At 37.9% G+C, this 23,793-nt stretch carries 23 protein-coding genes; 10 read left to right on the forward strand and 13 right to left on the reverse strand.

Features of this window, described 5'->3' with window-relative positions; genetic code table 11:
- Nucleotide 1: 1 nt before the first annotated feature.
- Together pckA and ABXZ36_RS01070 are read right to left on the reverse strand one after the other, a co-directional pair.
- Nucleotides 2–1,618, reverse strand: coding sequence for a phosphoenolpyruvate carboxykinase (ATP) (gene pckA, locus ABXZ36_RS01065; protein ID WP_354613600.1), 1,617 nt, complete (start codon nucleotides 1,616–1,618; stop codon nucleotides 2–4).
- 75 nt (nucleotides 1,619–1,693) lie between these two features.
- Nucleotides 1,694–2,080, reverse strand: coding sequence for a DUF423 domain-containing protein (locus tag ABXZ36_RS01070; RefSeq protein ID WP_354613601.1), 387 nt, complete (start codon nucleotides 2,078–2,080; stop codon nucleotides 1,694–1,696).
- 81 nt (nucleotides 2,081–2,161) lie between these two features.
- On the opposite strand from ABXZ36_RS01070, the gene ABXZ36_RS01075 reads away from it, so the two are divergent.
- Both ABXZ36_RS01075 and ABXZ36_RS01080 read left to right on the forward strand, forming a co-directional pair.
- Nucleotides 2,162–3,535 (forward strand): saccharopine dehydrogenase family protein, encoded by a 1,374-nt coding sequence (locus tag ABXZ36_RS01075; protein WP_354613602.1) that lies wholly within the window; start codon nucleotides 2,162–2,164, stop codon nucleotides 3,533–3,535.
- A gap of 47 nt (nucleotides 3,536–3,582) precedes the next feature.
- Nucleotides 3,583–4,053: an Lrp/AsnC ligand binding domain-containing protein gene (locus ABXZ36_RS01080; RefSeq protein ID WP_354613603.1), complete on the forward strand. Its 471-nt coding sequence runs from the start codon at nucleotides 3,583–3,585 to the stop codon at nucleotides 4,051–4,053.
- 52 nt (nucleotides 4,054–4,105) lie between these two features.
- On the opposite strand, the gene ABXZ36_RS01085 is transcribed toward ABXZ36_RS01080, so the two are convergent.
- The 4 genes from ABXZ36_RS01085 to leuS all read right to left on the reverse strand — a co-directional run bounded on the left by ABXZ36_RS01085 (nucleotide 4,106) and on the right by leuS (nucleotide 9,480).
- On the reverse strand, nucleotides 4,106–4,801 hold the full coding sequence (locus tag ABXZ36_RS01085; protein ID WP_354613604.1) for a zinc metallopeptidase: 696 nt from the start codon (nucleotides 4,799–4,801) through the stop codon (nucleotides 4,106–4,108).
- 127 nt (nucleotides 4,802–4,928) lie between these two features.
- Nucleotides 4,929–6,029, reverse strand: a complete 1,101-nt coding sequence (gene ald / locus ABXZ36_RS01090; RefSeq protein WP_354613605.1) for an alanine dehydrogenase — start codon at nucleotides 6,027–6,029, stop codon at nucleotides 4,929–4,931.
- Between the two features lie 247 nt (nucleotides 6,030–6,276).
- The gene (locus ABXZ36_RS01095; RefSeq protein WP_354613606.1) at nucleotides 6,277–6,534 is read right to left on the reverse strand and encodes a SemiSWEET family sugar transporter; all 258 of its coding nucleotides are present in this window, start codon (nucleotides 6,532–6,534) and stop codon (nucleotides 6,277–6,279) included.
- A gap of 105 nt (nucleotides 6,535–6,639) precedes the next feature.
- On the reverse strand, nucleotides 6,640–9,480 hold the full coding sequence (gene leuS / locus ABXZ36_RS01100; protein WP_354613607.1) for a leucine--tRNA ligase: 2,841 nt from the start codon (nucleotides 9,478–9,480) through the stop codon (nucleotides 6,640–6,642).
- Between the two features lie 216 nt (nucleotides 9,481–9,696).
- Between leuS and ABXZ36_RS01105 the strand changes: the two genes are divergently transcribed.
- From ABXZ36_RS01105 to ABXZ36_RS01130, 6 genes are all read left to right on the forward strand, one after another.
- Entirely contained in the window at nucleotides 9,697–11,586 is a 1,890-nt protein-coding gene (locus tag ABXZ36_RS01105; protein WP_354613608.1) for a T9SS type B sorting domain-containing protein, read from the forward strand.
- Between the two features lie 107 nt (nucleotides 11,587–11,693).
- Nucleotides 11,694–12,572, forward strand: coding sequence for a cell division protein FtsX (locus tag ABXZ36_RS01110; RefSeq protein ID WP_354613609.1), 879 nt, complete (start codon nucleotides 11,694–11,696; stop codon nucleotides 12,570–12,572).
- A 9-nt stretch (nucleotides 12,573–12,581) separates the two neighbouring features.
- Entirely contained in the window at nucleotides 12,582–12,845 is a 264-nt protein-coding gene (locus tag ABXZ36_RS01115) for a DUF3098 domain-containing protein (protein WP_354613610.1), read from the forward strand.
- A gap of 3 nt (nucleotides 12,846–12,848) precedes the next feature.
- On the forward strand, nucleotides 12,849–13,634 hold the full coding sequence (locus ABXZ36_RS01120) for an undecaprenyl-diphosphate phosphatase (protein ID WP_354613611.1): 786 nt from the start codon (nucleotides 12,849–12,851) through the stop codon (nucleotides 13,632–13,634).
- Complete coding sequence (truB, locus tag ABXZ36_RS01125; RefSeq protein WP_354613612.1) at nucleotides 13,634–14,338, forward strand: tRNA pseudouridine(55) synthase TruB; 705 nt, start codon at nucleotides 13,634–13,636, stop codon at nucleotides 14,336–14,338. Before ABXZ36_RS01120 ends, truB begins: the two co-directional genes overlap by 1 nt.
- A 70-nt stretch (nucleotides 14,339–14,408) precedes the next feature.
- The gene (locus tag ABXZ36_RS01130; protein WP_354613613.1) at nucleotides 14,409–15,137 is read left to right on the forward strand and encodes a hypothetical protein; all 729 of its coding nucleotides are present in this window, start codon (nucleotides 14,409–14,411) and stop codon (nucleotides 15,135–15,137) included.
- Here the strand turns inward: ABXZ36_RS01130 and ABXZ36_RS01135 are convergent.
- From ABXZ36_RS01135 to ABXZ36_RS01160, 6 genes are all read right to left on the reverse strand, one after another.
- Nucleotides 15,120–15,746 carry a thioredoxin family protein gene (locus ABXZ36_RS01135; RefSeq protein ID WP_354613614.1) on the reverse strand — a complete coding sequence of 209 codons (627 nt, stop codon included), beginning with the start codon at nucleotides 15,744–15,746 and terminating at the stop codon, nucleotides 15,120–15,122. The genes ABXZ36_RS01130 and ABXZ36_RS01135 overlap by 18 nt on opposite strands.
- 84 nt (nucleotides 15,747–15,830) lie before the next feature.
- The gene (locus ABXZ36_RS01140) at nucleotides 15,831–16,760 is read right to left on the reverse strand and encodes a YitT family protein (RefSeq protein ID WP_354613615.1); all 930 of its coding nucleotides are present in this window, start codon (nucleotides 16,758–16,760) and stop codon (nucleotides 15,831–15,833) included.
- Between the two features lie 71 nt (nucleotides 16,761–16,831).
- The gene (locus ABXZ36_RS01145) at nucleotides 16,832–18,235 is read right to left on the reverse strand and encodes a TolC family protein (RefSeq protein WP_354613616.1); all 1,404 of its coding nucleotides are present in this window, start codon (nucleotides 18,233–18,235) and stop codon (nucleotides 16,832–16,834) included.
- Entirely contained in the window at nucleotides 18,235–19,584 is a 1,350-nt protein-coding gene (locus ABXZ36_RS01150) for an HlyD family secretion protein (protein ID WP_354613617.1), read from the reverse strand. Before ABXZ36_RS01150 ends, ABXZ36_RS01145 begins: the two co-directional genes overlap by 1 nt.
- Nucleotides 19,585–19,590: 6 nt before the next feature.
- Entirely contained in the window at nucleotides 19,591–21,258 is a 1,668-nt protein-coding gene (locus ABXZ36_RS01155; protein WP_354613618.1) for a peptidase domain-containing ABC transporter, read from the reverse strand.
- A gap of 4 nt (nucleotides 21,259–21,262) precedes the next feature.
- Nucleotides 21,263–21,937: a TetR/AcrR family transcriptional regulator gene (locus ABXZ36_RS01160; protein ID WP_354613619.1), complete on the reverse strand. Its 675-nt coding sequence runs from the start codon at nucleotides 21,935–21,937 to the stop codon at nucleotides 21,263–21,265.
- A gap of 138 nt (nucleotides 21,938–22,075) precedes the next feature.
- Here ABXZ36_RS01160 and ABXZ36_RS01165 point away from each other — a divergent pair, with 138 nt between their 5' ends.
- A complete protein-coding gene (locus ABXZ36_RS01165) occupies nucleotides 22,076–22,429 on the forward strand; it encodes a hypothetical protein (protein ID WP_354613620.1) in 354 nt (117 codons plus the stop codon).
- Between the two features lie 16 nt (nucleotides 22,430–22,445).
- Here ABXZ36_RS01165 and ABXZ36_RS01170 read toward each other — a convergent pair whose 3' ends face one another.
- Nucleotides 22,446–23,369 carry a LysR family transcriptional regulator gene (locus ABXZ36_RS01170; RefSeq protein ID WP_354613621.1) on the reverse strand — a complete coding sequence of 308 codons (924 nt, stop codon included), beginning with the start codon at nucleotides 23,367–23,369 and terminating at the stop codon, nucleotides 22,446–22,448.
- A gap of 254 nt (nucleotides 23,370–23,623) precedes the next feature.
- Here ABXZ36_RS01170 and ABXZ36_RS01175 point away from each other — a divergent pair, with 254 nt between their 5' ends.
- Entirely contained in the window at nucleotides 23,624–23,764 is a 141-nt protein-coding gene (locus ABXZ36_RS01175) for a sodium-dependent bicarbonate transport family permease (protein WP_354614130.1), read from the forward strand.
- Nucleotides 23,765–23,793 lie beyond the last annotated feature (29 nt).

Below are 23,793 nucleotides of genomic sequence, written 5' to 3' on the forward strand. Positions count from 1 at the left end.
TTTATAATGCATATCGTTGTGGTCCGCCGCGCCTAATCTCCTCATTAGCACTGGACTCAAATTTCTTAAAATTTTCTCTAAACGCATTAGCCAATTTAAACGCTGTTTTATAATAAGACTGATCATTGTTCCAAGTTGTCCTAGGACTTAATACGGAGGCTGGCACTCCTGGACATTCCCTAGGCTGGGCCACACCAAAAATAGAATGTATGTGGTACGTATCATAGCTGTACATACCCAACTCTCCATTTAAGGCAGCTTGGATCATAGCCCGCGTATATTTCAATTTCATACGAGTACCCACACCATAAGGACCACCGGTCCAACCTGTATTTACTAACCACACATTAACTCCTGACTCCTGCATCTTATTACTCAACATTTCGGCATACTTGGCCGGGTGCAAAGGCATAAAAGGAGCACCAAAACAGGCAGAAAATGATGGAATTGGTTCGACCACCCCATCTTCTGTACCTGCAACCTTAGCCGTATAACCAGACATAAAGTGGTACGCAGCCTGACTTGGAGTTAATTTTGAAATCGGGGGTAAAACACCAAAGGCATCCGCTGTTAAAAAAAATATATTTTTTGGGTTATGACCAATAGAAGGCTCTTGGATATTATCAATATGGTAGATAGGATAACTTACACGGGTGTTTTGTGTAATGGAAATATCATCAAAGTCTACCTCCCCATTACTATTCATAACTACATTTTCTAGTAAGGCTCCTTTTTTGATCGCTCTAAAAATATCTGGCTCATTTTCCTCTGAAAGATTGATGACTTTGGCATAGCATCCTCCTTCAAAATTAAAAACGGTATTTCCAGCAGTCCAACCATGCTCATCATCTCCTATAAGCTTTCTATTGGGATCTGCCGATAATGTTGTTTTTCCAGTACCAGACAATCCAAAAAAGATAGCGGTATCTCCGTCCTCACCAACATTTGAAGAACAGTGCATAGGCATGGTGTTCTTGTCGACAGGAAGAATAAAGTTCAATGCAGAAAATATGCCTTTCTTAATTTCTCCTGTATATCCAGTACCACCAATCAAGGCTATTTTTTTTGTAAAGTTTAAAATAGCAAAATTATGTTGACGAGTACCATCTACTTCAGCATCAGCCATAAATCCAGGAGCATTAATCACGGTCCACTCAGGAGTAAACCCAACAAGATCTTTTTCTTCTGGTCTAAGGAACATGTTGTAAGCAAACAAACTAGACCAAGGGTATTCTGCTATAACTCTAATATTTGTTCTGTAATCTGTATCTGCGCAAGCATAACAATCCCTAACGTATAGTTCCTTTTTGTTTAAATATGAAATAACCTTGTTATATAAAGCATCAAATTTATCAGAATCAAAAGGAATATTGATATTTCCCCACCACACTTTTTCTTCGGTAATGGCATCTTTAACAATAAAACGGTCCATGGGAGACCTCCCAGTAAATTCCCCGGTATTTATTGCAAGAGCCCCTGAGGATGCCTCTTCCCCCATTCCCTTTTCCAAGGAGATGGCATGAAGTTTTGAAGGAGATAATTGATAGTAAATATGATCACTTTCAATCCCATAATCTTTTAACGAAATCGATTTCGTCAATTGGTCAGAACTATTCATAATTTTTTTGGTAGTTTATAAACTTACGCAAAGCTATAAAAAATTAAAACGAAAGTCCTGTAAATCAACTTTTATTCAATCCCTTTGTCGAAAAATACGAATCCCTAATAGAATCCATCCAAAAATTAATAAACTCCCACCTATTGGTGTTAAAAATGCTATTTTTTTGAAATCAAACGCGGTTAACTCATTTGTTGCTAAAGAATAAATAGAACCGGAAAACAATAGTACACCTCCAATTATAAGATAAAAAATAGCTTTTTTAGAAGAAGAAGTAATAAAATTAGTACTACCCAAAAACAATAAGAGCAAGGCATGGTACATTTGATAGGTAACCCCTGTTGAAAATGTTTCCACATTTTCCTTTGACACTAACTTTTCTAAGCCGTGAGCCCCAAATGCACCTAAGATTACAGCAGTTAAACCCAAAATAACCCCCACTACTAAAATTGTTTTGTTCATAACTTATTTCTGTATATTTGTTGTTTTTATAACAAATCAATACTTTAGTATCCATACTAATTTACAAAAGTAAGGAAACAGATGTTGAGAAAGATACTTGTAATTGGAGCTGGCAAATCTACCTCCTATTTATTGGATTATTTATTGGAAAAAGCAGAAAGTGAAAAACTTCAGATAACTATTGGAGACCTGCATCCAGAACATATAAATGAAGCAGTAAAAAACCATCCACATTGTACGGTTGTAACCTTGGATATATTTCAAGAAGATGAGCGGCACAAAGCCATAAAAAATGCAGATATTGTGATTTCTATGTTACCTGCCAGGTATCATATAAAAGTGGCCGAAGATTGTTTGAACTTTGGAAAACATTTAGTAACTGCATCCTATATAAGTGATGAGCTCCTAAAACTAGATCAGCAGGTAAAAGACAAAGGTCTTGTATTTATGAACGAGATTGGACTTGATCCCGGCGTTGACCATATGAGCGCCATGCAAGTAATTGACCGTATACGGAACAAAGGAGGCAAGCTCTTATTATTCGAATCCTTTTGTGGAGGATTAGTTGCCCCTGAAAGTGATACCAATTTGTGGAATTACAAATTTACATGGAACCCACGAAATGTAGTGGTTGCCGGACAGGGAGGTACTGCCAAATTTATCCAAGAAGGCACCTATAAATACATTCCCTATCATAAATTGTTCAGAAGAACTGAGTTTATGAACATAGAAGGGTACGGTAAATTTGAAGCCTACGCTAATAGGGACTCTCTTAAGTATCGGGAAATTTACAGCCTAAACGATGTACTTACACTTTACCGAGGCACTATACGAAGGGTAGGTTTTTCTAGAGCCTGGAATATGTTCGTGCAATTGGGAATGACCGATGACAGTTACACTATTGAGGATTCCAAAGGGATGTCTTATCGCGAATTTATAAATTTATTTTTACCCTACTCTCCCACAGATACGGTAGAGTTAAAACTTAGACTCTATTTGAAAATAGATCAAGACGATATTATGTGGAACAAGCTTTTGGAATTGAACATATTTGACAGTACTAGGACTATTCCTTTAAAAAATGCCACCCCAGCAGAAATCTTACAATATATTTTAGAAGACAGGTGGACGTTAGGCAATGAGGATAAAGACATGATCGTGATGTACCATAAATTTGGATACGAAATAGACGGAGTAAAGAGACAGATAGATTCCAATATGGTGGTGTTGGGCGAAAATAGAACGCATACCGCCATGGCAAAAACTGTTGGACTGCCCGTAGCGATGGCTACCCTCTTAATTTTAAATAAAAAAATCACAACTCCCGGGGTACAGATACCTATTAATAAAGAAGTGTATGAACCCATTTTAGATGAATTGACGAAATACGGTATCAATTTTAAAGAGCACGACGTCTCCTACCTAGGCTATAATCCAGATTCCATAGCAGGTTAGGATCTATAACTAAATAGTTATATTTACCATCATATTGAAACTAAAAAATGAAATCTACCGAAGAGAATATAAAAATTGATGGTATTGACAAAAAGATACTTCGGTTCCTCATGGACGATGCCCGCAAACCCATTTTAGAAATTGCACGGCATATTGGTATATCCGGGGCGGCTATCCATCAGCGCCTAAGAAAATTGGAAGCCTCAGGACTCATCGCTGGATCAAAATTTATCGTAAACCCTAAAGTTTTGGGATATACCACTATGGCATACATTGGCATTTATCTGGACAAGGCCATGAGCAACCCCTTGGCAGTAAAAGAATTAGAGAAGATTCCAGAAGTGTTGGAATGTCACTACACTACAGGTAATTGGTCTATTCTCATAAAAGTACTATGCAGGGACAACGAACATTTAATGAACGTTCTCAATAGGGATATCCAACAAATTGAAGGGGTATCACGGACGGAGACTTTCATATCTTTGAACCAACAGATAGACAGACAAATAACCATATAAAAAAAGACGCTGAAACAGCGTCTTTTTAAGTTTTACAATTGGATAGGAACTATTAATCCCGTCCACCAAGAACTTGAAGTCCCCAATAGACTAAGGTTGCCAAAGATCCAATAGCAGCAACTAAATACGTGCGTGCTGCCCATTTTAAGGCATCCTCTGAGCCCTTATATTCTTCTTGACTCAACATATTCTTATTCTTTAACCAAGCAAGGGCACGGTTACTAGCATCATACTCAACAGGCAAGGTTATAAAACTGAACACGGTGGCGAAACCCATCATCACCAATCCAGCAACGGCCACCCAATATCCAAAACCTATACCGGCAGCGGCGCCCAACATAATTCCTCCAAAAACCACCCAAGTAGACATACCAGAAGTAACACTTACAACAGGCACCAGTTTAGACCGCATGGTTAACCATTCATAGGCCGTGGCGTGCTGCACAGCATGGCCACATTCGTGGGCTGCAACAGCAGCAGCAGAAGCATTTCTCTGATTATATACACTTTCGCTCAAATTCACTGTTTTATTGGCCGGATTGTAATGATCAGTTAACATTCCTGGGGTGGAAATAACTTTTACATCTCTTATACCATGATCGGCCAACATTTTTTCTGCAATTTCTGCACCACTCATTCCATTGCGCAAATGCACTTTGGAATAATACTTAAATTTTTTCTTTAGTTTATTACTTACCAACCAGCTCACCAAGGCAATAGCACCCAAAATAATATAATACATCAACATACTTCTGTCTTTTTAATGATAAATATAGTAAAGATTCCTTTTCCTAATATCAGTTAATACTTCTTTATCTATAATCAAAAACCCCGCCAATTAATGACGGGGTTCAAATTCTGACAAAATGTACTTTCTATACCTCAACCGCTTGCCAATTAAAGGCTTCAATAATCTCCTTATACATCACTTTCCCTTCTACAATATTCAACCCTTTTTGGAGAGAAATATCCCTTCTGCAAGCCTCTTCCCAACCTAAATTGGCCAATTTTAAGATGTAGGGCAAAGTAACATTGGTCAAGGCCATGGTTGACGTATAGGGAACTGCGCCGGGCATGTTGGCCACGCAGTAATGTACTACATCATCTATAATATATATTGGATTCTCATGGGTTGTTGGCCTGGTAGTCTCTACACATCCTCCTTGGTCTACGGCAACATCCACAATTACAGTGCCTGGACGCATTTCCTTAAGCATATCCCTAGTTATAAGGTACGGGGCCTTAGCACCTCTAAGCAGGACTCCCCCGATAATTAGATCATGATCCTTTATATGTTTTCTAATATTAAATTCGTTTGAAAATTCCGTTACCACATGGCTAGGCATTACATCATTGACATAACGCAAACGTTTCATATTAACATCCAAAATAGTAACATGCGCTCCTAATCCGGCTGCCATTTTAGCAGCCTGTATCCCCACAACACCAGCACCAAGCACCAAAACTCTTCCCGGTGCCACTCCAGGAACTCCGCCTAGTAGCACACCACGACCTTTTTCTGGTTTCTCAAGGTATTTTGCGCCTTGTTGAATAGCCATTCTACCGGCAACTTCAGACATGGGTGTCAACAATGGTAATGTACCATCTTCATCTTCCACGGTTTCATAAGCAATGCAAATTCCCTTACGATCTATCATCGCTTGAGTAAGTTTTTCGCTGGACGCAAAGTGAAAATAGGTAAATATAACCTGCCCCTTACGAATAAGACTATACTCCTCTTTTATAGGCTCTTTAACCTTAACAATCATATCACTCATGGCATATACCTGACCAATGGTATCCAAAACAATAGCTCCTGCATGCTGATAATCCGCATTAAAAAAACCACTTCCATCACCAGCACCTGATTGTACATAGACTGTATGGTTGTTTTTTACCAATTCGAAAACCCCGGCTGGTGTTATTCCCACTCTGCTTTCGTTATTTTTGATTTCTTTTGGAATACCTACTTTCATTTTTCTATTATTTTATAACAATTAGGAAAAAAATAAGCTGGTAAGTAAAGGGCTTTATTCTTTCCAATCAATTATGATTATTATACTCCCAAAAATGGAACAATTAATTAACATATAAAAAGAAAATCGATTAAATAAGGGGGTTGTATGCCAAATAACATAAATATATAATCATATACCCCTAAAAGATAGGGGGTGTATATTATATATATAATAAATAATTCGAATTTTATTTAAAATAAGGGGGTTACTTGTATTTTAATTTTAATATAATAACTATAAAAACCAATAGACCAGTCACACTATTTGCCAAGATGATTGAAAGGCTTTCAATTTGGATTCCGTAAATGAACCATAGAACTACCCCCATAAAAAAACTGAGGTACATGGTAAGCGAAATATCCTTAGTTGCTTTCTGATTCCATGCCTTATAGACTTGTGGTACAAAAGAAGTGGTGGTCAATACAGCTGCAGCCAATCCTATTATTTCAATTTTATCGATCATAATATTAGTATACTTTGAATATACAAAAGAGTTTTATCCATTGGCGTTCTCCCATGGATAAAATTAATTGCACGTACAGACCAATCGCTGTCTTACAACAAGAGGCTACCCTACAACATTGACTATTTTTCCTGGAACTATTATTACTTTCTTAGGAGTGCGACCTTGCAGTTGTTCTTTTGTTTTTTCATGTGCCATAACGGCCAACTCAATATCGGCTGTAGACATATCTGTGGGAAGCTCCATTTTAAAACGCATCTTCCCATTGAAGGAGATTGGATATTCCTTACTGCTCTCTACCAGGTATTTTCCTTCATATATTGGAAAAGCTGTTGTTGCAATAGATACTGTATGCCCTAATTTGCTCCATAATTCTTCTGCAATGTGGGGTGCGTATGGAGAAATTAAAATGGACAAAGGTTCCAATATTGACCTACTTGTACATTTTTGGAAAGTCAACTCATTTACGCAGATCATAAAACTGGAAACTGAAGTGTTGAAAGAGAAATTTTCAATATCCTCCTCTACTTTTTTAATGGTCTTGTGCAACGTCTTTAAACTTTCTGCTGTTGCCTCTTCTTCAGTTACATTGAATGCTCCTTCTGCACCCGTATGGTGTAGTCGCCACATTTTTTTCAAAAAGCTATGCACCCCAGTTATACCGGCCGTATTCCAGGGCTTTGACTGTTCCAAAGGCCCTAGAAACATTTCGTACAAACGAAGGGAGTCTGCCCCATAATCTTCACATATACTATCTGGACTGATTACGTTATATTTAGATTTAGACATTTTTTCAACCTCTCTACCAACAATGTAGACACCGTCTTCCAAAAGAAATTTAGCGTCTTTAAAGTCGGCATAAAGCAGATTTTCCTTGAACTTTATCAAATCTAATTCATCTGAAGGGTTCACTAAGGAAACATCTACATGAAGTGGCTGCACCACCCTGTCACCAATTAAATTTTTTGATACCAGAGTATTCTCACCTTCAACCCTATAAACAAAGGCACTGGTGCCTGTAATCATTCCTTGGTTAATGAGTTTCTGTGCAAATTCTTCTTTGGGTACCACCCCCTTATCAAAAAGAAATTTTTGCCAAAAACGGGAATATAATAAATGTCCGGTAGCATGTTCACTTCCGCCTATATAAAGATCCACATCCTGCCAATAGTTGATGGCATCCTGTGAGAATATCTCATTTTTATTATTGGGATCCATATAACGATTAAAATAGAAAGAGCTCCCAGCCCAACCAGGCATGGTATTCAATTCTAAAGGGAACACCGTCTTATGGTCTATCATCTTATTGCTAACTACCGTATTTTCTTCTTTGTTCCATGCCCAAGTAGTAGCGTTACCCAATGGTGGTTCTCCAGTTTCTGTGGGTAGGTATTTTACAACTTCAGGTAGTTGTATGGGTAGGTGTTTTGTTTCAATCATTTGTGGCATTCCATCTACATAGTATACTGGAAATGGTTCACCCCAATACCGCTGACGGCTAAAAACAGCATCACGCAACCTATAATTAATCTTTCCTTTGCCCTGTCCTAACTTCTCCAATTCGTAAATGGCCAGTTTTGCCGCTTTTTTATAGGGTAAACCGTTCAAAAAATTAGAGTTTGTAATAACAGTCTTTTCCTTATCCGCAAAGGCTTCTTCAGAAATATCGACCCCTTCAAAAATATTGGGAATAGGGATATTCAAGTGTTTAGCAAAGTCATAATCACGCTGATCCCCACAAGGGACAGACATTACCGCTCCAGTTCCATAGCCTGCCAACACATAATCCCCTATCCATATGGGAACAGGCTCTTTAGTGAATGGATGTGCTGCATAGGCTCCGGTAAAAGCCCCTGAAATAGTCTTTACATCTGCCATACGATCACGTTCCGAGCGTTTTGCAGACGCCTCCACATAGGCAGTTACTTCATCCTCTTGTTCCGGTGTAGTAATTTGAGACACCAATTCGTGCTCTGGTGCCAAGGTCATAAAACTAGCCCCAAAAATGGTATCGGGTCTTGTCGTAAAGACCTCAATTGGAAATGACTTTTTTACGTCTCCTGAAAGAATCGTATAAAAGATAACCGAAGCTCCTTCCGAACGACCTATCCAATTGATCTGAGAATCTTTTAGAGGCTGTGGCCAATCTACTTTTTGCAAATCATCCAGCAAGCGTTGGGCATATGCAGATATCCTCATGCTCCATTGTGTCATCTTTTTACGGATCACCATGTGTCCGCCGCGTTCCGATACCCCATTAACAATTTCGTCATTTGCCAATACTGTTCCTAAGGAAGGGCACCAATTGACCTCCGTTTCCGCCAAATAGGTCAGCCTATATTGCAGTAAGATTTTTTGTTGTTCCTTTTTTGAAAAACTTTTCCATTGATCTGCCGAAAAAACAACCACATCTTCATCGCATACTGCTTTTACACCGCTATTACCCCCTTTTTCAAATAAGGCCATCAACGTGTTGATATCTTCAGCCCTATTGGTTTCCTTATTGTACCAAGAATTAAAAAGTTGAATAAAAATCCATTGGGTCCATTTGTAATAATCAGGATTAGAGGTGCGCACCTCCCTACTCCAATCGAAAGAAAACCCTATTTTATCCAATTGCTCCCTATATCTCTTAATATTGGCTGCCGTGGTAATGGCCGGATGCTGTCCTGTCTGTATAGCATATTGTTCTGCTGGCAATCCAAAAGAATCATATCCCATTGGATGCAATACATTAAAGCCCTTATGCCTTTTGTAACGGGCGTAAATATCACTGGCTATATATCCTAGCGGATGTCCTACATGTAACCCTGCGCCAGAAGGGTAAGGAAACATATCCAACACATAATATTTTGGTTTATCAGAATCATTTTTCGCTTCAAAGGTGCCTTTTTCGGCCCACTCTTTCTGCCATTTATCCTCAATCTTTCTGAAATCGTAGCTCATATCAAAATATTTCTATAGTCCTGTCGTTTTAAAGTAACAACAGTATGGTATATCGGGCAAAAATAAGTTTAATCATTGAAAGGGGAAAAGATATTATCAACTTACAAAACGGAGATCAAAATCAATTGTACGTAAACCCCGCAAAACAAATCGATATTACAAGTGGCATTAGGCTGTACTGTTTTTATGAAAAAATCTTGAGTTAAAAATTGATAAGTGCAAAATAATAATAACCAACGATACATAATCCTATTTTTAATAATGGGCTTTTTTGGCTTCCAAGTACAGGCTCAGTTGGGTTTTTGTCCAGGCACCTCTGGTGATCCTATTTTTGAGGAAGATTTTGGAACCGGAACCACCAATGGCCCACAATTACCAGCAGGCACCACTACCTATACTTTTACAACATCCACACCTGCAGATGGGTTTTACACGGTTTCTAGTAGGACAGATTTTTATGCAAGTTGGCACAACACCCAAGACCATACCCCCAATGACACTGACGGAAAAGCGTTTATTGTAAATGCGGACTTTACAGCAGGCACATTTTACGAAAGAAGAGTGGATGTGCTATGCGAAAGCACCACCTATGAATTTTCCGCTTGGTTATTGAGTCTTATGCCCTTATCTGGTTGTGATAATGCAAGCATCCCAGTAAATGTGGGTTTTGAAATTACAGATTTACAAGGTAATATATTAAATTCTGGAAATACGGGCGACATCAACGGAACCACTTCACCCCAATGGAACCAATACGGCTTGGTTTTCCAAACACCTCCCGGGGAAACATCTGTGATTCTTAAAATGATCAATAATTCGCCTGGAGGCTGCGGTAATGATCTTGCTATCGACGATATTTCGTTTCGGACTTGTGGAGATTTAGTTGAGATTACAGATTTGATGGATGAAACCGAAATTTCCGTTTGTGAGGCAGATGCACCCGTAACCATTTCTGAGCTGACCGCTACACCCGATTTTTCAGTATACAGCACCCATGCTTTCCAATGGCAGTCCTCCACCTCTAGCAGCAATTGGACAGATATTCCCAATGCAACAAATCCAACCTATACTCCAGGACCTATTTCCAGCTCCACCTTTTTTCGGGTAAAAGTTGCGGAAGATCCCATCAACCTCAGCAGTCCTCTTTGTAGTTCCGTTTCAGAAGTGTTTAGCGTACTAGTGGTCAATACGCCAGCCGCACCAACCAGAAATAGAGACGTACTGGCTTGCGCTAACGAGCCTACTCCTTTAGAGGTTAGCACGCTATTTGGCATTAAGGTAAATTGGTACGATGCCCCTTCAGGAGGGAATCTACTCCTAGCGGATAGTCGAACCTACCAACCTACGACAAATGGCACCTACTATGCCGAAGCAGAAACCAGCGTAGCGGGGTGCATTTCTGATACGAGAACTGCGGTGTCCATTTCCTTTTACCAATTACCAGAAGTAGAAGATGAATCTATTCCCTTTTGTGAAGATTCTCAGACCATCTTATATGCCAATTATATGGGTACAGACACGGTGACCTATGAATGGAACACTGGGGAGACCACATCCCAAATTATAGCCAATACTCCAGGCATCTATATCGTAGGGGTTACCAACCCCGATGGATGCACAAACATTAAAACCATTACTTTAGAGCAAATAGACGCCCCTATCATTTCCAATATTACCTCAGATGAGTATTCTATTTTGATCACCACTACTTTTAATGGGGATTTTGAATACTCCATTAATGGAACATATTATCAAGACAATCCTGAATTTGAAAATATACAAGGAGGACGGTATACCATCTATGTAAGGGAAAAAAATGGCTGTGGGGAAGTTTCAATGCAATATACCCATTTTGTAATCCCAAAATTCTTTACCCCAAATGGAGACCCTTTTAACAATACCTTTGATCTTATCGGCATAGAAAATTACGGTTCATCCGAGGTCAACATTTTTGACCGCTATGGGAAACTTATAAAAAATTCTAGAAATTCTGCATTCTCTTGGGACGGCACTTTTAATAGTAGGGATTTGCCCTCAGGAGATTATTGGTATTTCATACAGATTGAGGAGACTACTTTTAAGGGACATTTTTCCTTAAAACGATAGCACCTTATTCACCTTCTTTAATTCCATTTACTAAATTACCCCTGAAAAAAAAATGGGTCATTCCATATCCAATTTACTTTATTACTTTTACGTCATGATTTTTGGCTATGAGCAAATCTTTTGAACGCTATCAAAAAAGAAAACTGATCTCCTCCTATTTCTCAGTGGTACTTAGTATAGGCCTTGTGCTTTTTTTATTGGGTATTTTGGGCCTTTTGGTATTGAATACTAAAAAAATGGGGGATCATTTCAAAGAACAGATATCCATTTCTGTCTTTTTAAAAGACAGCGCTAAACCTGTAGAGGTTGACCAATTACAAAAAAGTTTGGCTTTGGCCGAATATACACGGTCTGCAACCTATGTTTCCAAAGAGGAAGCGGCGGAGCAGCACAGTGAGGAGATTGGTGAGAATTTTATTGAATTTTTAGGATATAATCCTTTAAAAAACTCCATTGATGTAAAGCTGAAGGCAGATTTTGTATCCTCAGAACAAATAGCGGATATTGCTTCCAACTTGGCATCCAAGGGATATGTGGAAGAGGTCAGCTATGACCAACCTTTAATAACCTTATTGAATGAAAACGTAAAACGCATAAGTTTTTGGATTTTAGTGGCTAGTGCCATTTTTACCTTTATTGCTGTATTACTCATAAACAGTTCTATCCGTTTATCCATTTACTCTAAAAGATTTATAATTAAAACCATGCAAATGGTGGGCGCCACAAAAAAATTTATTCGACGTCCCTTTATTTATACCAATATTAAATTAGGCATGTTAGGAGCATTGCTGGCTCTAGTAGCCTTGGGTGGTACCTTATATTATGTAAACGATCAATTTCCCGAGCTGAATCTTATGGAAGATCCTATGGTCTTGGGCTTCCTTTTTATAGGAGTTTTTGTTTTAGGCGTGTTCATATCTGTATTCAGTACCTTTTTTGCCACACAGCGTTTTCTAAATCTTAGGACAGACGATTTATATTATTAAATTTGCAACATGAAGAAAAACAACACAAATCAGAATCAAGGTCCGAAACCTGAATTTATCTTTCAAAAAAAGAACTATCTTTTTATGTTCATCGGCTTGGCCTGTATAACGTTGGGATTTATATTAATGAGCGGAGGTGGTAGTGATGATCCTACTGTTTTTAATCCAGAGATATATAGCTTTAGGCGAATCCGATTGGCTCCTACCTTGGTGCTTTTGGGTTTAGGAATTGAAATCTACGCCATATTATTGAACCCGCACAAGAATAAATAACAATTGGATATACTACAAGCTATTATACTTGCCATCATTGAAGGCCTTACCGAGTTTTTACCGGTGTCATCAACTGGGCATATGATTATCGTTTCTTCTTTTTTTGGAATTGCCCAGGAAGATTTCACTAAATTATTCACTATTGTCATCCAATTAGGGACCATCCTTTCTGTGGTAGTCCTTTATTTTAAAAGGTTTTTTCAAAGTTTGGATTTCTACTACAAACTATTTGTCGCCTTTATTCCGGCGGTGGTATTTGGATTGCTTTTAAGTGATGTAATTGATTCTTTGTTAGAAAATCCATTAACGGTGGCCGTATCCTTAGTCCTTGGAGGATTTATCCTATTAAAAGTTGACGATTGGTTTGGAGACGCTAAAGAAACAGAGATCTCTTATAGTACCGCTTTTAAAATTGGCCTTTTTCAATGTCTTGCAATGATTCCGGGTGTCTCCAGAAGTGGCGCTAGTATTGTAGGTGGTATGACACAAAAGCTTTCCAGAACAGTTGCAGCAGAATTTTCTTTCTTCTTGGCGGTGCCTACCATGTTGGGCGCTACCCTAAAGAAGAGCTACGATTATTACAATGCCGGGTTTACCCTCACCAGTGAACAGATCAATTTTTTAATCATCGGCAATGTCGTTGGATTTTTGGTGGCCCTAATCGCCATTAAAACTTTTATTGGGTATTTGAGCAAGCACGGCTTTAAAATGTTTGGTTACTACCGAATCATCGTTGGGTTCGCCATCCTGATCATACATTTCTTCATTAGACCCCTAACCGTGATCTAATGACAAAAGAAGACTACTTGGAAGGACAACTATTGCTGATAGACAAACCACTCACCTGGACCTCTTTTCAAGCAGTAAACGCCTTAAAGTGGGCCATTCGAAGAAAATTTGAACTCAAGAAAATAAAGATTGGCCATGCTGGCACCTTAGACCCCCTTGCTACCGGTCTTCTTTTGGTCTGTACGGGAAAATTCACCAAAAGAATAAGCGAGCTACAGGGACAGGTGAAAGAATATACGGGTACCATTACATTAGGGGCCTCCACACCTTCCTATGATCTTGAAACTGAATTTGACCATACATATCCCACCAGTCATATTACCAAAGACCTAATTCATCTTACCACAGAACAGTTCGTTGGGGAAATCCAACAGTTCCCTCCGGTATTTTCCGCACTAAAGAAAGATGGAAAAAGATTGTACGAATATGCCCGGGAAGGCAAAGATGTTGACATAAAATCGAGGACTGTAGAAATCCTTACCTTTGAAATTACAGAAATCAGCATGCCTATAATTACCTTTCGCGTAATATGCAGCAAAGGCACTTATATCAGGTCTTTGGCCAATGATTTTGGCAAGGCACTGCATTCTGGAGGATATCTTTCTTCATTAAGAAGAACCAAAATAGGTGATTTCAACGTAGATAATGCTGTAACACCTCTTGACTTTCAGGATGCACTGCTTCCTAATCGTTTAAATAACTAATGGCAAAAGGGCTTGACCCCTTTGTCAATCAATGATGTGAAATCTAAAAACAACAAGAGGTTTTAGATATATGAAATTGAATAGAAGTCAACTTTCCTTTTTGATTACATTCTTTTCCATGTCCCTTATAGTGTTGGCCCTTTACAACATTCATTTAGGAGCCAAGGAGCAAGGAGAGTATGTAGTTGAGCTAACATTGCTCAATGACGAGGAATTGGAAAAGTTACTGGAGGAAGAAAAAAAAGCAGAAAAGGAACTAGATCAATCAAGTCAGAGTAAAAGTAATCTCGCGGTAAACGAAGCATCGAAACCAAGCTTTGGAAAGCCCGAACCTTTAAAAACCTTGGAAGAACTCATGGAAAATGATGAAACTTCATCCACTAGTGATGAAGAATCAGATTATCTAAATTCTACAAACGGTTATGGTGCTAGTCTTAAAAAACTTTCCAAACAACGAGAAGATGCCAAACAAAAACTTGGAGAGCTAGAAGCCAAGAAAACAAAAAGCACCAGTTACTCCAAAAGAAACACCACCGTTTCCTATTCCCTTGTAGACCGCAATCATTACGAACTTCCCATCCCTGTTTATACTTGTATTGAAGGAGGAAAAATTGTAATTAATATTCTTGTTGATGCAAGTGGTTATGTTATCCAGGCAGAAGTAAACAAAAAAAGCTCCAATACGTTAAACGGGTGTCTTGTGGAAAATGCCATTACCTATGCTCTATTGGCCAGGTTTAATTCTGGTAGTGAATTACAACAAAAAGGAACCATTACCTATCTATTCCAAGGAAAGTAATTTCATTAGGTCTACAACGGTATTTTTTCCTTTATCTGTATTATACCAAACTTGTAGAATTTCTTTGAAATGTGGCGTGAGCTCCCCGTGTTCTTTTTTATACTCCTCAGCTAAAAGCGCGGCCTCACTAGGTCTTGGGCCCCAGGTCCATAAAACTGTATTAGAAATAGGATCTATTGCCAACAGTTTAGGAATAGACCTTGACCCTTTAGTTAAAAAACAATCCATCAGTTCTAAATGCTCATCCCTTTGAATTATTTTAAGAAAAATATTTTCATTTAATAGGGCTAACTTATGGATCACAGGAATTGTTTGTGCCGCATCCCCGCACCAACTCTCTGTTAGGACCAACCATATCATTTTATAAGGGATTTCACCAATCCTGATTTTTACATCCTCAGACAACTTTATCGTTTTGTCTAAACGCTTCATCCGTTGCTGGTTCAATTTCGTATAATCAATATACATTTGGGACTGTTCAACTCCAGTTGTTCCAGACTTTAAAACCAATTGGTCTAACAATACTCTATATTCATTATAGGAAAAGGATCTAGAAATAGCATTATATATAAGTTCTTTAATTACTTTTTCACTTATTTTATGTTCCAATATCTTTATTTTTTTGACGAAAATATCCTATCGCCTCCCTTTATATCGTGACAAGTGTCATCTTTGAAAGTTATCCCTGGAAACTTAAAAATGTTTCTTTTTTATCATACCCCCTCGAGTATCATTGATACTATTCATTACCACAAAGGCATTTTCATCTATCTTAGCAATCTCTATATTCAATTTTCGAATTTCCAAACGGGTAATTACGGTATAAATCACATCATACTCGTTTTGTATACCAAGTTCTCCATACCCGCCCTTGGCTCTGTAAATGGTAAGACCACGCCCTAATTTTTCGGTAACCATAATTCTAATTTCCTCACTTTTTACGGAGATGATGGTCACGCCGGTATATTCTTCAATACCATCCACTACAAAATCTAAGGTTTTGGAAGCTGCCAAATAGGTTAACATGGAATAAAGGGCTGTTTCAACAGAAAGTAGGTAGGCGGCCGCAAGAAATATAATAATATTGATAAGAATAATGATATCCCCAATAGTAGTTCCCAACTTTTTACTCAAAAAAATGGCTAATACCTCTGTTCCATCCAAAACACCACCCCCTCTTATGGACAATCCTATTCCCGCACCTAAAAAAAATCCCCCAAAAACAGCAACCAATAATTTATCTTGGGTAACCTCTGGAAAGTGAATCGTAGCCAGTACTAAGGCCAGACCAAGTATGGCCAAGGATGCCTTTATGGCGAATGTCTTTCCGATCACCTGGTACCCAAGAATCAGAAAAGGTATGTTTACCAATATGATTATAAGATATAATGGTAAAAATAATATTTCCGTTGCTAACAATGAAATACCTGTAGCTCCACCATCTATAAATCTATTGGGCAAAAGGAAACTTTCCAAGCCAAATGCTGCTGAGAAAATTCCTGCCACAATAAAAAAGGTATCCTTAACAAAGGAATTGAAAGTAATACGGAGTTTACGGGAGCGTTTTAAATAGGCACCTGCATGGCTAATTATCCTATAACCCTTATTGATTCTACCGCCCATATGGTCTATCTTTATGATTACAGGTTGAAATTAATCTTTTCTTTAAATTTTTAAAGATACTACCTACTGTCTTATAAGTTTTCTGGATTTACTGCCAAACTGTTGAATAGTTTGGCCTTAATTGTGAAAAATTTATTTTGAACTTCGTTTTTCTTGAGCTCTGAATCTATAAGTTTACTCTCCCTAGCGTTTATTAAAAATATAGAGCTTTCACCAAAGCTAAATTTACGCTCTTCGGCCTTAAGAAGTGCCTCATAATTTTGAACAATATCTGCTATTAATTTATTTTGAATCTCAAACGATTCCAATTCCCTGTAAATCGCAACAATTTTATTCTTTAACTCAATTTGGGTATTATCCAATTCATACTGTGCGTCCTGTAACTTGAACTTTGCCAACTTCAAATCGCCCCTTTCCTTTCTCAAAAACAGAGGTAACTGGAAATTAATTCCTCCTTTATAATTTTGTGTTTCCAAAGAGTTGACCAGTTCAGGGGTCTCTGTGATAAAATTATACTCCAGATCAATTTTGGGCAGCAGCTTATTCGCCTTATATCGTTTATCCACTTCCAGCCCTTCTATTTTATAGTTAAGGGATTTTAGTTTAGGGTGTTTTTCTATCGAAAAGCTATCCAAGGGCATGCCCATAATTTCAAAGGCAACATCTATATCCCCATCCAAATCCTTATCAGGCACAACATTACTCTGCAATTCCACTGGGATATTGTTGTTTAACCAAAGGAAATTTGATAGCTCCAAAGACTTATTCATCAACCTTACTTTGGCCTGCTCCAAATTAAGACCTCTATCCTGTACCACTATTTTTGCCTCCACCGTGTCTATTGCCGCAATCTCCCCTGCAAGAGCGCTCTGTCGGATACCTTCAAATCTAATCTGTGCATTGGCATAAAAATTTTTAAAGATCTCAATTTCATTATGTACCTGCAACCAATCAAAATAGGCCAAAGAGGCGTTATAAAGGATTTGATTAATAAGAAGATCACGGTCGGCTTTACTCTGCTCTCGGAAAAGCTTAGCTTGTTTCAACGTCGCCATTCTTTCATTAATCCAAAACCCCTGTCCTAAGGCAAAGGAAATTCCAGCGCTATAAAGACCATCGTCTGGTACATTATTTTCAGGATTTAAAAAGGTCCCTTCATTCTGTTCAAACGTTCCTTTAAGCTCCAAACCATACCATGTAGGAATTTTAAAGGCGGCATTGAGGTTGTCATAATAGGTTGTCCCTTTAAAATCTTTCTGATCAAAATTGACCTCAATTTTGGGATCAAAACCACCCCGAGCACGCATAAGGTTTGCTTGTCCTGTTGCCAAGGCAAGTTCTGCCTGCTTAGCGATGGGATGGTATTTTTTTACATATCCTAAATACTCCTTAAATTTTAATACAAGAGTATCCGGTTCCTGCGCACTGGATAAGAAAAAGGCAAAAAAGATGAGACTTAGGATGCTGTTCTTCATTACTTCATGCTTTTGGAGGCTGTAGTATTGGGCTGATAATAGTTAGGAGGGAAGCCGTTTAGCTGACGCCAAAGTTCAAACCAAATTGGAACGTCCTCCAACAAAGCCAGCGTATTTGCTCCAGAACCCACACGTATATCTTTGGGCCAAGGATGATCATTTGGATCAGGAGCTAATAGCACCCTATATTTCCCGTTATCACTAATGAAAGTTTCTATGGCAACAACTTTAGCCCCATACGTACCATACGAAAGATTTGGCCAACCGCTAAACACAATGGCGGGCCATCCATCGAATTGAATTCTAACTTCTTCCCCTAAATGTACTAGAGGAAGATCTATTGGCTCTACGAATGTTTCAACGGCCAATTCATACTCGGATGGCATTATACCTACCAAACGATCCCCTTCCTTAAAGGTCTCTCCAATTCCACCCTGAATGGCCTTATTGATGTATCCCGTTTGTGGCGCACGAATATAGTACATTTCATTTCGCATCTCATAGTTGGTATAGTCGCTTTCCAATTTGGATACCTGTACTTCAGAATCGAACTGATTGGATTGGGCGGTATACATCTCGCTCTGGGCCTTGGAAAGCTTATCAGTATACTCTGCACGTACCCGGTTAATTTCCATCTCAGAGTTTAGCACTTCATTGATGGCTGCCAAGAGCTTGTTTTCCTGAGAAATTAATTTAGCCTGTGTTTCCTGCAACTTTAAACGCTTTTCTTCCACATCAGTAATCGCTTTCAAACCTTCCTTTTCCAATTGCACCACCCTTTCAAACTGCCTTTGGGCAATACTGATATTGGTTTTAGCTGCCTCTAGGTCAATACTATCACTCTTTACCTTTAGTTTGGATTGAATCAGTTTGTTTTCCGCCTGCCTTAATTTAAGAGTTCTTTCCTGAGAAACGGCACCGATCTGATTGTTCAGGGCCTTTACCTTTTCCCCGTAAGAGGTTACAGCCATAGATTTTGACTTAATCTGTTGACCGGTTCTTTGAACCAAATTGGGATCAAAATACTCGTTCTTGATCTCTGATATAAATAATATAGTATCCCCCTTATTTACAAAATCACCTTCTTGTACATACCATTTTTCAATCCTACCAGGAATTGGGGATTGTATGGTCTGTGGTCTTTGGCCTGGCTTTAAAGTGGTGAGAAATCCAAGTGCTCTAATATTTTGAGTCCATGGGAGAAACAACACTATAAGTCCAAAAATAGCGGATGTCATTAGAAACCTATTAAAGTGCTTATAGTGTCTTTTATGAAAAACGCGTTGGGCCGATTTATACACTGATAGATCTACCTTCTTGTTAAGCTCGTTTTTAGATATGTTCAGCATTTTTACCTAGTTTACACTTATAATTTTTCCTTGTTCTACCACAATTTTCCTATCGCACCTGCTTAACCAATTTGGATCTTGACTCACTACCACTAATGCCCATGGCCTGTCCTTATGCGTTAAAAAATCCATAATTTCTAATGCCTCTGCCTCATTTAATTGATCCAACGGATCTTTTAATATCAGAAGCTTCGGCTTTCTAACAATACTCCTTGCCAAGACAATTTTTTTGGAAATAGTATACGGTATTTGTTGTCCTTCCGGATATAAAAAGGTATTTACCCCTTTTGGCTGCTCCTTAACAAATTGTGACAACCCAACTTTCTCCAATGCCCAAGTCAGATCCTTTTGTTGGATACTTTCATCACCAAAAGTAATATTGTTCAAAATGGTACCTTCAAATGGACTTTCCTCCGTCAGAGATTGACCCAAAAATGATCTGTAATGGTTTGGTAAAATATTGTTCAAAGAAACATCATTAACAAAAATTGTTCCTTCAGTAGGCGTGAGAAGACCTGAAATTAATCTAAGTAAAGTAGATTTACCTGAACTGTTGGGTCCAACGATCAACGTTTTTGTTTTTGGTAAAATCTTTAGTGAAACCTCATCAATGATATTTCTGTTGCTTCCTTCAACACTAAAGGATACGTTATCCAATTCTAAGGTCAATTCCATTTCAGCCGTGAGTGGAGTCTCCCCATCCTGTGGGTCCAATTCCTTATCCACTACCTGTCCCAATTTTTCAATAGAAGTTAATAAATCATAGATGGTTTCCAATCCTCGAATCAATTTTTCAACTGAATTGATGACCAATAGAATAATAATTTCTGCAGCTACAAACTGACCAATATTCATTTCTTGATTCAACACCAGCAGACCTCCGATCAGCAACAAACCGCCCGTCACCAGAACTTTAAAGCCAATCATTTGAATAAATTGAATCACTAAAATTCTGAAATGATTTTCCCTTGCTACCAAATAATCTTCTACTAATTCGTCATTTTTTGTAAGGGCGTGGCTGGTCATTCCAGATAGTTTAAAGCTCACCAATGATCTGGCTACCTCTTGTATCCAATGCGCTACCTTGTATTTATATTTTGACTCTTCCAAGCTAGTATCCATTCCTTTCTGGGCGGTAAACTTAAATACTACGTAAATTAGCACTAACAACAATAGCCCATATAAGATGAAGAAGGGATGGTAAAATGAAAGAAGTATCAGCCCAAATAAAATTTGCAAAATAGACGCGGGAAAATCAATGAGGATCTTTGCTAAGCCTTTTTGAATGTTTAAGGTATCAAAAAAACGATTAGCCAATTCCGGCGGGTAGTAATCCCGTAATTCGCTCATTTTTATTTTTGGAAAGCGATAGGAAAATTCAAAGGAAGCCCTTGTAAATATTTTTTGCTGTACATTTTCAATGATCCTGATCTGCATCAACTGTAAAACCCCCGCAAAAGCTACCCCTCCTGTAACTAATATTACCAAAATAATCCACGAGGTACTAATTTGAGCCCCTTGTATAAGATTGATGATTGCCTGTATACCAAGTGGAAGAGACAGGTTGACCAAGCCAGCAAAGATGGCGTAATAAAAGGTCTGCAGAATATCTCTTTTATCCAATTTCAACAACCCCATTAAACGCTGCCAAGAGGTTTGAACATTTTTAGCCATTTTTTTATGTATTTAAGGAGTTGAAAACCAAATCGGTAAAGTAGACCGTTACAGAATTTGATCTTTTACATTCTGTCAAAGAAGTGAAATGGTCTCTCAGAAAATATTGATGCAAGGATCCTTCCAACAAAGTACTTGCAAGACTAGTTGGAAAACTATAATTAGGATTAACCGATTTTATCATTTTGCTCAATCGATCTGCCAACCTTTTATATATGACAAAGTATCCTTCCTTATTCTCCTTATCCACTTCTTTGGTCAAGTAAGATTTAGAATACTCCGCAATAATAATTTTATTTAAAAGCACCTCGTTGATGTAAGAGAAGGAAGAATCTTCTTCAATTTCTCTTGTAATTACCTCAATCGCCGTTTTGAGCTTTTCGGTATTGTTTTGAATACTGTTAGTAGAAAACACCAATTGATACTCTAACCATCCCCAGTACCATGATGTCAGGTACAATAATAGCTTATGCTTGTTTTCAAAATAACGGTAAATAGAACTTTCATTTGAACTTATCTGAACACCTAACTTTTTAAACGTAAAGTTCTCAAAACCCAACTCTTGAATCATAATAATGCTATGCTCAATAATCTTCTTCCCGAGATCTGAGGACTGAGGATCCTTTAGATAGATATTTTGGTTGATCTCAATTTTTATGGATTGCAATAACCTGTCCATTTTCTAATTTTAGGATAATATTCCGCAAATATAATAGTATTACTATCGTATATTGAGATATTAACTACTATTTAACATTAGCAATACTTCTACTATTGTAGAAAATAAATAAATTTGTTGGGCAAAAATTTAGCAATCATGAAAGCACTTTTATTAGTATTATTCTTATTTAGCAGTTTTAACTATGTATTAGGGCAGGAAAATGATAAAGTAATTTCTAAAGGAACAACTTATACCCTAAGTGAGCCTATGGGACATACTTATAAATATATAGATTTCCCTAGGAGAAACATCATTATAAAAAGGGGCGCTATAGCCGATTACAATTCTCTAATTGGCTTGGAAATAGTAGTTAAAGATTTAAAAAAGGATAAGAACGGCTCTACCAAGGCGATATTGGAACGAAAGGACGGGCGTCCATTTTTTAGGTTCTTCCCAACCGTGGAGGCTAATTTAGAAAAGGCAATAGCCGTTGGAGAATTAAAAAAGTAAGAGTTGGGACTATACCCTAATATTCTTCAAACCACTTAAATTTTTGTTGGATAATTGTCTCCTTTGAGGCAGTAACATGTTCCAAAAAAGCCAATGCAGCTGGAGATAATTTTTTGGAAGGCAACCACACCAAGTTCCAATTGGTCACAATTGGCAGTCCGGTAACTGGTAGTATCTGCAATTCTCCTGTCCTCAGTTCGTTTTTGATCCCAATTAATGGCATTATAGAATATCCCAAACCTGCAATAATGGCCTGTTTAACGGCTTCATTTGAAGTCAATTCTATTTTCTTACGAACAGAAAATGCATTCCCTTTAATAAAATTTTCCATGGCATTACGAGTAGCAGATCCCTGCTCGCGGTAAATAAGGGGCAATTCTTCGAACTGTTTCTTTTTAATAAGGCCTTTCAATTTCTTATGTTGCATACCGCCCACAAAAAAGAGTTTGTTTTGCATTAATTCCACGCTTTCCGTTTTAATTTGTTTAGGCAAAACAGAAACCATTGCAAAATCGACCTCATTGGCCTCCAAACTTGCCACTACCCCCGACTTGTTAGTCACATCCATGATCAAATCCACACCTTTATTTAATGTCATAAAATCGGCTAAAAAATAGGGCATTACATACTTTGCCGTTGAAACTACGGAAATTTTTAGCCTTCCAGTTAGTTCACCTGCAAAGGCCATGGTCCTATAATTTATTGCGTGTACCTCGTTTAGAATTTTCTCAGCTGCCTTAGCAATTTCCTCACCAAAATCAGTGATAAACAATTTTCTACCTACCACCTCGGTCAATGGGATTGAAAACTGTTCCTGAAAATTTTTTAATTGTATGGACACGGCTGGCTGGCTCAAAAATAATTCCTCAGCGGCCTTGGTGATACTTTTGGTTTCAGAAACCTTGAAGAAGATCTGTAATTGATGTAACGTATAATTCATTAGTAATATTTATATATACCATACTAAATATAAATAAAAATTAATGAATACTTTATCTAATACTTACATGTCTCTTCCACTAAATACTTATCCCTTGAAATTTGTCCGATAAAATTAAAAATGCCCCTACCACTTATAACTTCTACCCTTTCGTTCTCCTAAGTACTTTTCATAGGATACATAAATTTATAAGGGTTACATTTGTTCACTAACAACCTAACCAACACTACTCTTTTATATTTCTTTCTTGAGATATTGGCAGTCCAACAGCAATGAGATGTAAAGCTCCTAATGTCAATTCACGCCTTTACACTCAGATAGCAATGCCTATTACCCTTCCTTTTAATAGTACCTTGGGAAAACCTATTTACCTTTTTATCATTCAGTCATTTTAAATATTCCCATATCTTTATTCCTAATAGAT

It is taken from the genome of Sediminicola arcticus, assembly GCF_040566695.1.
In the GTDB taxonomy this organism is placed as follows: domain Bacteria; phylum Bacteroidota; class Bacteroidia; order Flavobacteriales; family Flavobacteriaceae; genus Sediminicola; species Sediminicola arcticus.

Bases quoted from the DNA above. Each gene is read 5' to 3' on its own strand.
- ABXZ36_RS01140 (WP_354613615.1), bottom strand. From the start codon at position 16,760: ATGGGCGGTAGAATCAATAAGGGTTATAGGATAATTAGCCATGCAGGT.
- ABXZ36_RS01080 (WP_354613603.1), top strand. From the start codon at position 3,583: ATGAAATCTACCGAAGAGAATATAAAAATTGATGGTATTGACAAAAAG.
- leuS (WP_354613607.1), bottom strand. From the start codon at position 9,480: ATGAGCTACGATTTCAGAAAGATTGAGGATAAATGGCAGAAAGAGTGG.
- ABXZ36_RS01155 (WP_354613618.1), bottom strand. From the start codon at position 21,258: ATGGCTAAAAATGTTCAAACCTCTTGGCAGCGTTTAATGGGGTTGTTG.
- pckA (WP_354613600.1), bottom strand. From the start codon at position 1,618: ATGAATAGTTCTGACCAATTGACGAAATCGATTTCGTTAAAAGATTAT.
- ABXZ36_RS01145 (WP_354613616.1), bottom strand. From the start codon at position 18,235: ATGAAGAACAGCATCCTAAGTCTCATCTTTTTTGCCTTTTTCTTATCC.
- ABXZ36_RS01150 (WP_354613617.1), bottom strand. From the start codon at position 19,584: ATGCTGAACATATCTAAAAACGAGCTTAACAAGAAGGTAGATCTATCA.
- ABXZ36_RS01165 (WP_354613620.1), top strand. From the start codon at position 22,076: ATGAAAGCACTTTTATTAGTATTATTCTTATTTAGCAGTTTTAACTAT.
- truB (WP_354613612.1), top strand. From the start codon at position 13,634: ATGACAAAAGAAGACTACTTGGAAGGACAACTATTGCTGATAGACAAA.
- ABXZ36_RS01095 (WP_354613606.1), bottom strand. From the start codon at position 6,534: ATGATCGATAAAATTGAAATAATAGGATTGGCTGCAGCTGTATTGACC.
- ABXZ36_RS01115 (WP_354613610.1), top strand. From the start codon at position 12,582: ATGAAGAAAAACAACACAAATCAGAATCAAGGTCCGAAACCTGAATTT.
- ABXZ36_RS01075 (WP_354613602.1), top strand. From the start codon at position 2,162: ATGTTGAGAAAGATACTTGTAATTGGAGCTGGCAAATCTACCTCCTAT.
- ABXZ36_RS01160 (WP_354613619.1), bottom strand. From the start codon at position 21,937: ATGGACAGGTTATTGCAATCCATAAAAATTGAGATCAACCAAAATATC.
- ABXZ36_RS01070 (WP_354613601.1), bottom strand. From the start codon at position 2,080: ATGAACAAAACAATTTTAGTAGTGGGGGTTATTTTGGGTTTAACTGCT.
- ABXZ36_RS01170 (WP_354613621.1), bottom strand. From the start codon at position 23,369: ATGAATTATACGTTACATCAATTACAGATCTTCTTCAAGGTTTCTGAA.
- ald (WP_354613605.1), bottom strand. From the start codon at position 6,029: ATGAAAGTAGGTATTCCAAAAGAAATCAAAAATAACGAAAGCAGAGTG.
- ABXZ36_RS01110 (WP_354613609.1), top strand. From the start codon at position 11,694: ATGAGCAAATCTTTTGAACGCTATCAAAAAAGAAAACTGATCTCCTCC.
- ABXZ36_RS01130 (WP_354613613.1), top strand. From the start codon at position 14,409: ATGAAATTGAATAGAAGTCAACTTTCCTTTTTGATTACATTCTTTTCC.
- ABXZ36_RS01085 (WP_354613604.1), bottom strand. From the start codon at position 4,801: ATGTTGATGTATTATATTATTTTGGGTGCTATTGCCTTGGTGAGCTGG.